General features: G+C 29.5%; 13 protein-coding genes. All 13 read right to left on the bottom strand.

Features of this window, described 5'->3' with window-relative positions; genetic code table 11:
* Positions 1–125 precede the first annotated feature (125 nt).
* Entirely contained in the window at positions 126–1,199 is a 1,074-nt protein-coding gene (locus tag B3N22_RS18610) for an IS1/IS1595 family N-terminal zinc-binding domain-containing protein (protein ID WP_286909443.1), read from the bottom strand.
* Positions 1,200–1,544: 345 nt separating this feature from the next.
* Positions 1,545–2,252, bottom strand: a complete 708-nt coding sequence (locus B3N22_RS18605) for an ABC transporter permease (protein WP_286909441.1) — start codon at positions 2,250–2,252, stop codon at positions 1,545–1,547.
* Between the two features lies 1 nt (position 2,253).
* The gene (locus B3N22_RS18600) at positions 2,254–3,165 is read right to left on the bottom strand and encodes an ABC transporter ATP-binding protein (protein ID WP_286909439.1); all 912 of its coding nucleotides are present in this window, start codon (positions 3,163–3,165) and stop codon (positions 2,254–2,256) included.
* 1 nt (position 3,166) lies between these two features.
* Positions 3,167–3,958: a MerR family transcriptional regulator gene (locus tag B3N22_RS18595; protein ID WP_286909437.1), complete on the bottom strand. Its 792-nt coding sequence runs from the start codon at positions 3,956–3,958 to the stop codon at positions 3,167–3,169.
* Positions 3,959–4,086: 128 nt separating this feature from the next.
* A complete protein-coding gene (locus tag B3N22_RS18590) occupies positions 4,087–4,722 on the bottom strand; it encodes a putative bacteriocin export ABC transporter (protein ID WP_286909435.1) in 636 nt (211 codons plus the stop codon).
* 2 nt (positions 4,723–4,724) lie between these two features.
* Positions 4,725–6,836, bottom strand: a complete 2,112-nt coding sequence (locus B3N22_RS18585; RefSeq protein ID WP_286909434.1) for a bacteriocin-associated integral membrane family protein — start codon at positions 6,834–6,836, stop codon at positions 4,725–4,727.
* A 28-nt stretch (positions 6,837–6,864) separates the two neighbouring features.
* Complete coding sequence (locus tag B3N22_RS18580; RefSeq protein WP_286909432.1) at positions 6,865–7,257, bottom strand: lactococcin 972 family bacteriocin; 393 nt, start codon at positions 7,255–7,257, stop codon at positions 6,865–6,867.
* Positions 7,258–7,489: 232 nt separating this feature from the next.
* On the bottom strand, positions 7,490–9,481 hold the full coding sequence (gene tkt / locus B3N22_RS18575) for a transketolase (RefSeq protein WP_286909430.1): 1,992 nt from the start codon (positions 9,479–9,481) through the stop codon (positions 7,490–7,492).
* A gap of 355 nt (positions 9,482–9,836) precedes the next feature.
* Entirely contained in the window at positions 9,837–10,619 is a 783-nt protein-coding gene (locus tag B3N22_RS18570) for an MAE_28990/MAE_18760 family HEPN-like nuclease (RefSeq protein ID WP_286909429.1), read from the bottom strand.
* Positions 10,620–11,735, bottom strand: a complete 1,116-nt coding sequence (locus tag B3N22_RS18565) for a DUF262 domain-containing protein (protein WP_286909427.1) — start codon at positions 11,733–11,735, stop codon at positions 10,620–10,622. It lies immediately after the preceding gene.
* A 110-nt stretch (positions 11,736–11,845) separates the two neighbouring features.
* A complete protein-coding gene (locus B3N22_RS18560; protein WP_286909425.1) occupies positions 11,846–12,859 on the bottom strand; it encodes a virulence RhuM family protein in 1,014 nt (337 codons plus the stop codon).
* Positions 12,828–13,076, bottom strand: coding sequence for a helix-turn-helix domain-containing protein (locus B3N22_RS18555; RefSeq protein WP_286909423.1), 249 nt, complete (start codon positions 13,074–13,076; stop codon positions 12,828–12,830). The genes B3N22_RS18560 and B3N22_RS18555 overlap by 32 nt, the downstream gene beginning before the upstream one ends.
* 297 nt (positions 13,077–13,373) lie before the next feature.
* A complete protein-coding gene (locus B3N22_RS18550; RefSeq protein WP_286909421.1) occupies positions 13,374–14,672 on the bottom strand; it encodes a helix-turn-helix domain-containing protein in 1,299 nt (432 codons plus the stop codon).
* Positions 14,673–14,720: the final 48 nt, after the last annotated feature.

The following is a 14,720-nucleotide window of genomic DNA, read 5'->3' as shown; positions in this document are numbered from 1 at the left end:
TAAAGTTTCTATAACCATTGCTTCTCTTTCTAAATTTGTCGCTTTATGTCTGCTTTATCTTATACACTTACCTAAACTTCTTACAACATTGTTGGAAATAAAAGTTGGCGGTATTAGGACTCCTATTAAATCCCACAAGCACTCTCTTTATGGATATTTTCATTCCTTAAAATTTCACCCTTATAATTTACATTGCTAAAATCCGATACCTTCAGTTGCTTCTTACCTGTGATAAAATTTTTGAATAATACAAAACACTTATTAGATTCCTCTAAAACAAGAACAAACCAATTTATATAAAAACTTAAATATTTGCTCGCTACGTTATGAAAGTCCTTCAGAAACTGTTTGAACTCTCTCCCTCTTTTCCTAATTTTCAAATTATGCTTACCATCTTTATTTAAAATAACAATCTTTTTAAAATATTTTAAATTAAAACCCATTGATCCATCTATTTTAGCTTTAATATTATTGTCTTTTGCAAAATAAAAATAGGCCCAATTCCTTGGAGATGATATATAATCGCTTGTCTCATTAATTATTGGTTTTAAAATTTTATTTAATATTTCTCTATTAATAGTTGATTTGCTAGATGGCTTTATGAATTTATTATCATATTTATCTTTACAATTTAAGATTATAATATTTTTTCTTTTAAGCCTTTGTCCTTTTAGCATATATTCTTCTTTATCTATCCTTCTAAATAGAAAGTTCTTATTAAAAGTATGATTTCCCTTAAAACTTTCCTTGATTTTAACCTCATCCACTTCTATATTAAGGAGTTTTTTATTCATTATCTTAGTTCCTGCAGCGCTTAATATTTTATGCCTCCAATGAAAAGCTGTTTTTAAATCTATTTTTAAAGATTTAGCTATCTGTCTAAGAGTTGCCCTTTCCTCTATAAAAAACATATATTTAATCCATAAATCAATAGGTTTTTTGCTGTAACTTAAAGGTGATCCTGTTATGTCAGAAAAAACTTTTCTACACTTTTTGCATCTATATCTTTGTATTCCTCTATTGCTTTTACCATATTTAATCACATTATCTGCACTTTTACATATAGGACACGATTTATGATTATTGGGTTTAAAAAGTTCTCCTACATTCTTAACATACTCTTTTAAAAATAAATCTTTTTCAGCTATTTCCCTAGGTTTATTTTCTATAATTAAATTTGCAATGTTATCATAGTTCAAAGGATTCATCTCCTAAAAAATTAATCCTTTGAATTATTACCTTTTAAGTATATTTTAAATCATTAATTTTCTTTTTCTTATAATTATCTTTTAAAATATTTTAATCTAGCTGGAGACTTTGTTGCAACCACTTAGTTATATACTACAGATAGATGAGAAAAGGATCTTAATGTAACCACTTCGTGGTGTACTACAGAATAGATGAGAAAAGGATTTTTATGAAGCTCCTCGAGCTTCTACAGGATATATGAGCAACTTTTTATTCCAACAATGTTGTATGGGTTTGGGATAGTTCTCCAAAAGGTCTCAGCCAAAAATCGACATGACGGCATTATTTCTAAATGCTTAATCTATCTGTATTTTCCTATAAACAAGAACTAAAATTCCTAATGATACAATTCCTATTAAAAATAGTGGAGATATTAATTTAATATTCACATCACCTAGCGAAGTTAAAATATTCATTCCATGAGTTGCAGGAAGTATATTAGAAACCCTTCCTATAACAGTTGGAAGCATTTCTCTTGGAAACATAGTTCCACTTAAAATCATTGATGGAAGAAATATTAATTGTGAAAACATGGTCATAACAGTATTACTTTTTGATATTAGCCCTATTAAAATTCCGATTATAGAACTAACTGAGATAACTAAGATCAAAAACAAAAAATACATTAATATATTATTTGGTATATCTGCTTTAAAAATTATAGGGGAAATTATAAAAATTATTGCTGAAACTATTAGTATATGAACTAAAGCTGATAGAAAGGATGTTATTAATATTACCCATAAAGGAACGTTTCCCACCTTATAAGTTTTCTTGATATCTGATGAGAATATTTCTACTATTGGTACTGGTGTACCAAGATAAGCCGCCATCGAAATTGCTACTATACTCATTGACTGTATTATTCTGCTTTTAGCATTTGGATCTATTGTAGTAAACACTGAACCCATAATTAAAAAGAATATTAGGGGCAAAATATAATATACAATCAGAACATTTTTATTTCTAATATCTAACTTACATTGTAGCCAAACACTATACATATTAGTGCACCTCTTTCTTTATATTTATAAGTTCTATAAATCTTTCTTCTAAAGATAAACTTTCAACCTTTAAATCTACTAGAAAATCTTTTTCTGCTTTAACAATATCTACAACTTCAGAAATTGCTTCAGTTAAATTTTCTGATAATAAAGTTACGCTATATTTTGTTTTATCTACAATGCTAGAATTTTTGAATCTGGTATACTTTAGAAGTGAATTATTTATGGTGCTAACTGCAATCTTCTTTTCTTTTTTTCCTTCTGTTACTATATCTCTAGAATTGCCCAAGGCTCTAACTTCACCTTTAACTATTATCACAAGCCTATCACATAAGGCTTCAACCTCAGCCATATCATGACTTGCTAATATTATAGTTACCCCTTCCTCCTTAAGTTTTCTTATCTCTTCATGAAGAGCTACTCTTCCTTCAACATCTAAACCTGCTGTAGGTTCATCTAATATTAGAAGTTTTGGATTATTAGCTATAGCCAAAGACAAATGAAGTCTTCTTTTTTGACCAGTAGATAAATTTCCATAACGATTTTTGTACTGTTCTTTAAGCCCAAACTTATCTAAAAGATCAACTCTTGTTTCTAGCTTCCTCCACTTGCAAAAAAACTTCATAGCTTCTAAAACTGTTATATCTTCTTGAAGTGAAGTAGATTGAAGCTGAACTCCTATTAGATTTTCACAAGAAGTATCTTTCCTTATGTCCTTACCAAAAACCTCAATAATTCCACTATCAAAAGACTTTATTCCCTCAATACATTCTAAGGTAGTTGTTTTTCCTGCTCCATTTGGTCCAAGTATCCCAAATATCTCCCCTTCATTTACATCAAAATCAATACTCTTTAAAACCTGGAAATCCCCATAGCTTTTCTTTAGATTATTAACCTTTAAGGCTACACACATTTTATTCCCCTCCTATTCCTTCTGGAATTTCTATATTGTTTTTTATTATATAAGTTTCTAAGGCTTTATTAATATAATCATCTGCTCTTTTCAAAAGTATCTTGAAATCTTCTGGCCAGTTATCTACATCTTCACGAAAATCCATGAGCTTTCCAAACACCTCACTATTACCATTAGTAAACTTCATGATGTTCCCCCACCACTCCTTTGCAAGCTCTTGTCCTTCAAAACTTTCTGGATCAAGGCCCTTACTCTCAAGTTCGATAGCCTTTTCACAGCCTGATTTCCACCAATCTATAGAAGTATCCGATTTATTATTTTCATAACCCTCAGCCAAAGTATTTAGCGTATTTTCATCTAAATGATTAACCACCCAGTAAAACTCATTATTTTCATTTACCAGATTCATCATCTTAGCATATTTAGACCAATCAATATTGTTAGTTTCTTTTATTTCATAACTTAACATATTTATAGATTCCTCTAATTTTTGAAGCTTAGATATCTTATCTCTAATTATTTCTGCCTGAGTATTTAGTATTTTTGTAGCATCACTTGGCTTATTAACAGGCATTATTCTATCCTTTATATCATTTAAAGAAAACCCTAAAGATTTTAAGGTAATTATCTGATGAAGTAACGCCATATCTTTACTGTTATATAATCTTCTTCCCCCTTCGCTAAAACTTGAAGGTTTCAAAATATCTATTTTATCGTAATACTGAAGAGTTCTTACAGAAACATTGGCTTCCTTTGCAAGTTCTCCCACAGTCATCATTTTGATATTCTCCATTTTCTACCACCCCTTAATTTAATTATAATATACGACGTTACGTCATGAGCAAGAGTTTTATTAATCTATTTATAAATTTTCACAAAAAAATATAGGGTATCTTTTTATAAAAATACCCTATAACCATATCAAATGATTATAACCCTATCGCATTTATCTGCCACATTTTTATCATGAGTTACGATTATTATTGTTTTTCCTTTTTCTTTTAATAAGGCTAATAATCTTAATATATTAATTGAATTTTCTTCATCTAAAGACCCTGTTGGTTCATCTGCCAACACAATTTTACAAGGTTTAAGTATAATCCTAGCTAGAGCAATCCTCTGCTGTTCTCCTCCACTTAATTCAAATATTTTGCTATTTCCACACCCAGATAATCCAACATCAGATAAAGCTTTTTCCATAAGTACTTTTTTTTCTTTTTTACTTACCTTAACATATCTTAAAGCTAAATCTAAGTTGTAATATACCGTTTCATCATCTACCAATGCAAAATTCTGAAACAAATAACTTATCTTTTCCCTCAATATCTTTGTTGCTTTCATAGAATTCGGCTTTAGATTACTTTCTCCATCTATTATTAATTCACCTTCATCAAACTTTTCCAAAAGCCCTATTATATTTAATATTGTGGTTTTCCCTTTTCCACTTGGTCCAGTTATAGCTATCATCTCACCTTTACTAATTTCCATCGAAAAATTATCAAGTACTTTTTTAGTTCCATACTTTTTTATTATGTTCTTTAATTCTATTATTGCCAACCCTATGCTCCTCCCTTTATAAATTCTACAATTTTTTTCTTTTCAATCCTATTTAGCATTATAAGGGATACCATAGATTCTATAGAAAAACCTAGTATAAATACTATTATAATAACTTTAAGCGATGCTAGTGAAAATGTAGCTGAAATTAGTATAGTAATTACCCAACTTACCATAATTAAAATAAAATATTCTTTATATTTTTCTATATTTCCATATCCATATAGCTTTTTTATAGCTAATCTTATTTTAAACTGCTCAAAAAAGTTATACACATTTTGAATTATAATTATCACTATAATAAGTAAAGTCGAAAGTATTCCTGTAACAATCCATACAAACATCTCTTTATACTCTTTTGTTGTAGACGCAACTTGTTCATCTGCATAATTTATATTAAGTCCATATGATAAATATCCAAATTCATTTAGAATTGGCTCTATGAACTCTTTATCAGTCATACTAGGGTCTACCTTAACCTTAAATGGATTTCCTTGAACATTAAATAATTGAGAATTCCACATTGGGAGCCCTCCTTTTTCTGTACCAACAAACAAAATAGGATCAGTTACATAGTATCCTTCATCTCCATTAACCATAAAATTATAAGAAAAGAACTTTTGTCCTGATTTAGTCCATATTATCTTAATCTCACGTCGAATATCAGGAAATGAATTTATCCACCTTTGATGAAATTCCTTAATCTCATTCTCTTTGTCTTTATATTTATCAGGTACTAATAATATCCAACTATCGTCATTCTCAGATATCGAAACCTTATCTCCGTTTAAATCATATGCTGGATTTTCAAGTAAATAATTAGAATTAATCAAAGCAAATCTATTAGTGTCTGGTAAATCTTTATTTAACTCCTTACTTATTTTAGTATAACTTTCAAATTCAGCAAATATAGCTCCTCTCTCATTAAAGTATTTATAAATTTCTATATTAGTATCTGAAAACTGCATTTCTAAACTCATTTTATTTAAACTTAGTACTCTATAATTAGAAACCTCTTCCCATTTTTTATAAGAATCATCAAAAGCTTTTTTTATATTGTCATAATTTATAACCTGCTTATTAATAAAAAATATTAACCCAGTAAATAGTATTACCTTAATTATAGTATTAAAAAACAATATTTCTTTTGTTGGTTGGTTATTCTTTATAGCTACTGTTACTTTGATATTCCCTACATAAACAAATGGTATAGAGGCTGTTATAAATGTGAGCAAAGTTAAAACTATATATTTGAGTACTAGGTCTTTTAAGAAATATAAATGATATATATTAAACTCTTTAAACAGTATTAAACTCATAATAATTATTGAAACAATAATAGTTATGAATTGCAAAAGCAATATTATAACTATTCTTTTTTTCCATATATCTAAGGTTGAAAATCCTAACAATTTTTCTACAGCAACTTTTTTATATGATTTCAATACATCATACAAAATTAATAGCATAATCATAAAAAATAATACAGCTATCTCTAAATGACTGTTTTTTACAACTCCTCCTATGTCTCTTGACACAGATGCATCTATAGTTCTTATTCCTAATCCATCCTTTAATCCATCAGTAAAAAACTCAATACCTTTTCCTTCTGGAACAGTCACAGTACAAGGTCCATCTAAAAAGAGACCCTCATTCAACATGCTTTGAATTGTTCGTATTTCCATATTTATTCCATCAAAACTAGCAATTCTTCCTATCTGATTTTCCTCTCCAGTATCCTCTGTAGATAAAAAATAATCACTATCCATTAATGTCTTATCTAATTTTTTCCCCCATACAAGCTTAAAATTATCTATATAATCATCATTTGTAGAATATATATATTTGATTATCTTTTCTTCTTTTCCATTTCTCTCAATTCTGGTGAAATATATTGATGAATCCTGTCCATTAGAAGAATCTAATATTTTTTTATATTGAGCTTCTTTAGGAAATGAATTAATTTTAGATGGTATAATAACTTCATAGCTATTCGGTAAATGACGTTCTACATTTTTCATATTAAATATTTGAGTTTCTTTTTGCTCTTTATATAATATGAAAAAAGAGAACATTGAAATTGTTAAAAGCAATGCTGTAATAAACTTTTTCAATGTCTCTCCTCCAATTTAATTTATTATTTTACCAACCAGAAACTACATAATCTCCAGCTCCATCATCTCTTACATACTTCCAAGATGATGTATATGTTGCAGCATATATTCTAGCAGTATCATAAGATGGATAACTATCAGAACTAGCATTAGCAGTTACTCCAGGTGCTGTAAGTGCACTAGTTACAGACGAACCACTTAATACAGCTTTAGCTGCATGACTATTGGCAGAATTAGAGTAATAGCTATAAGCCATATAATAGCCATTCCCTCCTGAATATATACCTCTTGTCCATTTATCAGATCCTGGTAAGTTCCTTGTATTTCCGCTAGATTGAAAGAAAGATACAGCAAAAGCTGATATTCCTGTCATTGCTATTAAAGAAATCCCTAATAAAGATGTAACTAAAAACTTTTTCATCAAATCACTCTCCCAAAAAATTATTATGTAACAAGCTTGTTTACTTAAGATAATATAACACATATTCAAAAATATGTAAGTAGAATTTTGTCGTAAAATAAATAATTTAATCGACATTATTCCTCTTTTGTTTTTTTATAAAAAATTTGACTTTAAATACAGACATTTATATCTTTTATTTAAATATAACTATATAAAAAGGATGCTGCTTTACACAACATCCTTCTAAAAATTATAATTCTAAATACTTTTTAACTACATTTTCTACAGTGAATCCAAACTCTTCTATTACCTTTGGTCCTGGTGCACTTGCTCCAAAATGGTCTATAGTAAGCGTTGCTCCATCAAGTCCTACATATCTTTCCCAACCAAAACTTGCTCCCATCTCTATAGCTAGACGTTTGCGAACATCATTAGGAAGTACTGATTCTTTGTAAGCTTTATCTTGCTTTTCAAATAAATCCATACTAGGCATAGATACTACTGAAATATCTTTTCCTTTTTCTAATAAGGCCTTTTGAGCATTTATTGCTAAGTTAACTTCTGATCCAGTTGCTATTAATATACCTTCAGGTTTTGCTCCTTTTTGAGGTGATAGTACATATGCACCTTTTTTTAGATTACCAGGAGCTAATTCCTTTGTTCCATGAATTACTGGTAAGTTTTGACGAGTAAGCACCAATAATGTTGGATGATCTTTTGATGTTATTGCAAGTTTCCAAGCCTCAACTACTTCATTACCATCTGCTGGGCGAATTATATTTAGGTTTGGTAATCCACGTAAGCTTGATAATTGTTCTATAGGTTCATGAGTAGGCCCATCTTCTCCAACTGCAATTGAGTCATGAGTTAAGACATAAGTTACAGGAAGATTTTGTAGCGCCGCCAGTCTAATAGCTGCTTTTATATAATCTACAAATACAAAGAATGTACCTCCATAAACTCTTGTTCCACCATGTAACGCAATTCCATTCATAACTGCTGCCATGGCAAATTCTCTAACTCCAAACCATATATTACGACCCTCATATTGACCTGGTTCAAAATCTTTTTGTCCAGCTATCATAGTATTATTAGAAGATGATAAATCTGCTGAACCACCCCAGAAGTTAGGAATATTCTTTGCAAGTGTTTGAATAGTTTGATTGCTAGTTACACGAGAAGCTGCACTTGAACCTTCTTCAAATACTGGTAAATCTTTATCCCATCCTTTAGGAAGTTCTTCTGAAAATGCCTCTTCAAATTGAGCTGCAAGCTCTGGATAAGCTTTTTTATATCCATCAAATAGATCTTTCCACTTCTCTACTTCATTTTCTCCTGAAGCCACAATAGTTTCTTTAAATCTCTTAGCTACTTCCTCTGGAACCTCAAAATCTTGATGGGCCCATTCATAGCTCTTTTTAGCATGAAGTACCCCTTCTGCTCCAAGTGGTGCACCATGAACTTTTGATGTACCTTGATTAGGTGCTCCAAAACCTATTACAGTTTTCACTTCTATTATAGTAGGTTTATCTTTTTCTAACTTAGCTTCTTCTATAGCTTTAGATATTGTAGCTAAATCATTTCCATCTTTAACAAGTATATATTGCCAGCCTTGAGCTTCAAAGCGTTTTCCAACATTTTCTGTAAATGCCTTTGATGTAGGCCCATCAAGAGATATATCATTTGAATCATAAAGCAAGATAAGTTTTCCAAGTTTCATATGTCCAGCCATACTAGTTGCTTCTTGTGATACACCTTCCATCAAGTCTCCATCACCACAAATAGCATATGTGTAATGATTTATTACCTCATATTCAGGTTTATTATAAACTGCTGATAAATGAGCTTCTGCCATAGCAAAACCTACAGCCATAGCTATTCCTTGGCCAAGTGGTCCTGTAGTAGCTTCAACTCCATGAGTGTGATGCACCTCAGGATGTCCTGGCGTTTTACTTCCCCATTGTCTAAATTCTTTTAAGTCATCTATAGTTACATCGAATCCAGCTAAATGTAACAAGCTATAAAGCATAGCTGATCCATGTCCTGCTGATAAAATAAAGCGATCTCTATCTACCCACTTTGAAGATTTTGGACTCACCTTTAGATGTTTGCTCCAAAGAGCATATGCCATAGGAGCTGCTCCCATTGGTAATCCTGGATGACCTGAATTTGCTTTTTGAATAGCATCCATACTTAAAGTACGTATTGTATTTACTGCTAATTGATCTACATTATCGAACACTTTCATTCCTCCTTCTTCATTTTGAAACTCAACATTAGTATTCCTGTACTTAACTTAATTATATACTTTAAGTTATGGAAAATAAATATTTTGGCATATTTTTCTTAATTAATAATTAGTTTCTCTTCATTCTCATACAAAAACTTTAACATCTCTATATTAATATCAGCCAAGTTTTTATATTTATTGAATTTACTAAAGTAAGCAATACAGACAATTTGAATTGAATAAATAACATAAGAAATTGCTTGTTTCTCTTCTTTAGATAAGTTACATTCTTTATATTTTCTTTCTGAATATGATATGACAGAACATTTACTTGTTGGTGCTAATGTGAACTATTTAAGAAACATTGCTACAAAGACTTTATCGCCTTCATAAAAAGTAGTATAGCAAATGATAATTGCAAAATGACTATTTTCTCTTTTGTCTCTTTTATTTCTGATAGTAACATGTTATTGTCTCGTGAAATTCCATGAGCAACAGAATTTCTTGATTTTAATGTTTGATTAATAAACACTTGCCACAAGCAATCCTTATCCACTCTACTATTCTCCAAATTAAACCCTATATTATCGATATCTATTAAATAAGGAAACTCTACAGTACCATTTATCAACACTTGTTTCATTTTGGAAATAAGAGTAATATTAAATTGGATATCATTTTCAAATACCTTTTCAATATCACAATCAGTTATGAAACCAAAAAAATTTCTCCCTCCAACTTCACCAAATATTTTTTCAACTACAGAAGCTTTTGGATTTTTATTATTTTCATACAAAAATGGTTCAATAGTGTATTTTGTATCCAATTCATCAAAAATAGTTATCAACTTTCTAATTTTTTTCTCATTGCCCTTCTCATTAGAATCAAAAAACTGCATACAATAAGTTTCTTTCATTTTCTCTGATGTATATTTAAAGTATTGATTACTATTAATATCTCCAATTAGGCACTTCAATGATTCACTTAAAAACCCTTCTAGATTTGCTACCATTAATACAATAGTAGCTCTACATATAACCTGAAATTTAGGATCATCATCACTCAATTCATCTGCCATATTTATTAATATATCAACTTCATTCCAACGAGCATCAAAGTCTTGAAAAAAATCACCTGACAATGTGCTCATTTATGACAATACCCCCCTTACTCTTTCAATTCTAGAAATAATTTTCGATTTATCATTTGTACTTCCTGAAATATCATCATAAAATTCTTTATCTTTAAATAACTCCCCAAAAGCTTTAACATTATTACTGTTTATTTTCAGAGTACCATTACGTTTATTTTCAGATACTGCTATAGCTAATGCATCATATACTGCAGCATTAAAGCTTGACTGTAAAACGTACGAATTAGATTCATACTTATATTTTGCAAAAGCTTTCTCTCCAAAATTTTTATATATTATATCAATAACTTCAGTAAAGTGCTTTTTCATAATTTCCAATTCATCTTCACTTAGTTTATTATACTTTTCCATCTGTTCTGACAAAAATTTCTTAAAGGATTTTTTCATTAAATTAACTTCATTGTTATCCAGAGCAAAAAAACGTAATACATATTCGACGTCTTGCATTTTTTTTACTTTAACTTCATTATCTACATCACGAAGATTTATATTAAGTAATTTCATGTATTTTTCATATTGAGCTAATACTTTTATCAAATCATTAAATTTTCCTCGGTATATTGCATTTCTTAATTCTTGAGCTTCAAGTTGTACTGCTCCTGAGTTAAGTCTTTCAAAAATATCATATTTTACTTGAGTATCTATTGTAGAATCAATTCTTAAACATTTTATTGTACGTTCTTCTAGTCTTCTTACTAAGAACGGTGGTAAATCTTTATAATACGATCCATTTAAAGGTTTCAATGCCTCAAGCCCTTCAAGAGCAAAGGTATTTGTCATAAATTCATTTATAGCTGTTAATCTCTGTTGTCCGTCTATGACAGAATAACGAGATATATCTTCCTCTACCTCTTCATCAACATCAACATCTTGAGATAAATATATTGTTGGAATAGGAATGTTCAGTATTAAACTTTCAATTAATTTTGATGATGCTACATTATTCCATCTATGATTTCTTTGATAATCCGGATTTAACTTGATAATTCCTTTCTTTATTTTTTTCACGAGTGTTTCTAAGTCATATTCTATATTCTGTGTTTTCACCGTTCTTTCTTTCGCTAATTTCTGCAATTTTTCAAGACTATCCTTTAAATTATCTTCATCCTTCATCTTGTCACCCCCATGATATTTATATATTTCAGTTTATCATTTAAAATATTCTTTCTTGCTTTATTATTGAACAATTCAATCTTTCTTAATATAACATGCTCATCACTTAATTATAATTTATCAATCAACCTATCAAAATCACTTTTGAATATTCGATCTTGAGTAATTCTATATTTTTCAAATTCACTTTCTGCAAATGCTTTAGCCATCTCAGATGTTACTTTACCACTATTTTCAAGGATTTCTCGTTCATTAAATTGTAAAAATGCATTCAATTTCTTTGCCCAATCCTCCATAGTCACTGGGATTCGTCTTCTTGCTTGATCTTCTGCATAATCAAGATACATACTTACAATTCTATCCAAGTTTTCTAATTCCTCTTTTACCAGATAGTTTTTTGCAATCGATACATCTCGTTTCACAATCTTTCCATCTGGAGCATTCTTCCATGTGGTTAACCCCATATGTTCCTTAGTAGCATCTGCTCTCTTCATGATAACTTCTGCAGCTGTATGCCCATGGATTGCGAAATGAAGCTTATTTTGTACAACTGCAAAAAATTCTTTTGTAGTTGGCGAATTCACATTATAATCCATTGCCGTTGCATAAATATCGGTAATTTTTTGATAAAATCTCCTCTCACTTGCCCTGATTTCTCTAATTTCATCAAGTAGGTGTTCAAAATAATCCTCATCAAGAAAAGCACCGTTTTTCATTCGATCATTATCTATTATATACCCTTTTACAGAATAGTTTTTTAAGATATTAATTGCCCACTGGCGGAATTGGACTGCTCGTGTTGAATTTACCTTAAAGCCAACTGAGATAATTGCTTCCAAACTATAAAATTTACGGTTACGTTGTACTTTGCGCTCACCTTCAGTTTGAACTGTTGAGAATTTCTTAACAGTTGCCTCTTCATCTATCTCTTTTTCTGTATATCCATTTTTCAAATGTAGGCTAATATTAGATTTTGTAGTATCATATAATCTTGCCATCATATCCTGAGTTGCCCAAACATTTTCTTCTGCGTACATAACTTCAATTGATTTTTCACCAGCCTCCGCCGTAAATATCAAAAATTCAGCAGTACTATTTCTTATTTGAAGTTTTTTGTTTTTCATAATTCTCACCACTTTCTTTTGGTAAAACTTCCATGATATCTCCTATGTCAACTTTAAGAGCATTGCAAATCTTAGCTAATATTTCAGTTGTAATATTTTCATTTCTTCCAAGTTTTGCCATGGATGCTGTACTGATTCCGGATAGTTTTATCAAATCCTTTTTTTTCAGTTCTCTATCAATTAAAATTTTCCATAATTTTTTATAACTCATTGACATGAATCCACCTCAATAATCTTTATCATATTTAAAATCATATTATCTATTTCTAGTGTTATATCTATATTTAGATTACATCAAAAGATTTCTCGTTACAATAAATATTTACATCCGCATACTTTTTTATTCATATATAAATATAATTATTATGAATAAAAACAACTCCCCTTATTATTGCTCCTTATGTAAATTAGTATAAACCAGGTTTTCGCTCATCTAAAAATAAGAAAGCCCTCTGCAAATTACTTTACAAAGAACCATATTATTTTTATTACCTTCATTTTTAAACTATATACACTATCCAATAATTAATTTATCCTCATTCTCATACAAAAACTTTAGCATCTCTATATTAATATCAGCTAAATTTATATATTTATTAAATTTACTAAAGTAAGCAATACAGACAATTTGGATTGAGTAAATAACATAAGGAATTGCTTGTTTTTCTTCCTTGGTTAAGTTACAAACACTATCATATCCTTCTATTATTTCTTTGAATATGATAAACCAAACTTCTAATTCTTTAGATGTTTTTTCAGGGAAAGTTTCTGATAATATTGAGGTTGCTGCATAACATGGATCAAAAATTCTTAAGTTTCTCTCTGATAATTCAAAGTCTATGAAACTTACTAGTTTATCATCCCTCATAATTATATTACTTGGATTAGGATCTCTATGAATAATGTGCTTATTTAAATAAGGGTATAGTTTTCCAAACTCCTTATCATATTTCTTATAGAAATCTATAGGTAGGTTCATGATATTTTTAATATCTTCATGGGCCCCTGATGTTACATTTTTGATATCAGGTTCATTACATATTAAATCCTTGTCATATCTCTCTAATATCAAATGAAGTTGTCCTATTATTTCACCTAGATATCTTGCTTTATTTAAATCCTCATAAATTTCTTTGCTTGTTAAAGAACTTCCATGAATTTTTCTTGATAACATGAAATATATGTTTTGATATTCCACATACTCCTTGTTGTTTGTTGTTTCTATTGGTATAGGCCCATCAAACCCAGCTTCATGTAAGTCCTTTGATATCAAGATATGTTGTTTTAATCCTGATAGATTTATGCTTACTTTTAATATAAACTTATCATCTATACCCCAAACATTTTCAAGTTTACTTCCATTGAATCCATATAAATTTTTAATGTCTGCATTTTCTCTTAAATCCCAATTTAATAAAATCTTTTTTATTTGTTTTTCTGTTATCATAACATGTTCCTCCTGCTTTAAATTGATTCTATAAGGTTTGTTAACCTTATACTTTTTCATGTATTCCTTAGGAGAACATCCATACTCACGTTTAAAAGCTTTAAAAAATCCTGCATAAGTATCAAAGCCATAACTTAATGCAACATCTATATTCTTTTTCCCTAAACTTATTTCATATATTGCACTATGAAGTTTTCTTTTTAAGATATACTTATTTACAGGTATACCTATCCCCTTTTGAAATAAGTGATAGTAATGAAATATTGAAAATCCTGCTTTTTTAGATAATTCCTCATCTGATATCTCAGACTTCAAATTATCTTCAATATAATCAATGCTATCTTGAAGAATATCTAAATAGTTCATATGGGCCTCCTTTAAGCAAAATTCACTTGCAAGCTTATTTACTAATAT

The organism is Clostridium sp. UBA1652 (genome assembly GCF_002320975.1).
GTDB lineage: Bacteria > Bacillota > Clostridia > Clostridiales > Clostridiaceae > Clostridium_T > Clostridium_T intestinale.
This window is presented reverse-complemented; position numbering and strand designations above follow the sequence as displayed.

What these genes read in the sequence shown, in the direction of transcription:
- B3N22_RS18605 (WP_286909441.1), bottom strand. Translation starts at nt 2,252, where the DNA reads ATGTATAGTGTTTGGCTACAATGTAAGTTAGATATTAGAAATAAAAAT.
- B3N22_RS18600 (WP_286909439.1), bottom strand. Translation starts at nt 3,165, where the DNA reads ATGTGTGTAGCCTTAAAGGTTAATAATCTAAAGAAAAGCTATGGGGAT.
- B3N22_RS18595 (WP_286909437.1), bottom strand. Translation starts at nt 3,958, where the DNA reads ATGGAGAATATCAAAATGATGACTGTGGGAGAACTTGCAAAGGAAGCC.
- B3N22_RS18580 (WP_286909432.1), bottom strand. Translation starts at nt 7,257, where the DNA reads ATGAAAAAGTTTTTAGTTACATCTTTATTAGGGATTTCTTTAATAGCA.
- B3N22_RS18570 (WP_286909429.1), bottom strand. Translation starts at nt 10,619, where the DNA reads ATGAGCACATTGTCAGGTGATTTTTTTCAAGACTTTGATGCTCGTTGG.
- B3N22_RS18565 (WP_286909427.1), bottom strand. Translation starts at nt 11,735, where the DNA reads ATGAAGGATGAAGATAATTTAAAGGATAGTCTTGAAAAATTGCAGAAA.
- B3N22_RS18560 (WP_286909425.1), bottom strand. Translation starts at nt 12,859, where the DNA reads ATGAAAAACAAAAAACTTCAAATAAGAAATAGTACTGCTGAATTTTTG.
- B3N22_RS18555 (WP_286909423.1), bottom strand. Translation starts at nt 13,076, where the DNA reads ATGTCAATGAGTTATAAAAAATTATGGAAAATTTTAATTGATAGAGAA.
- B3N22_RS18550 (WP_286909421.1), bottom strand. Translation starts at nt 14,672, where the DNA reads ATGAACTATTTAGATATTCTTCAAGATAGCATTGATTATATTGAAGAT.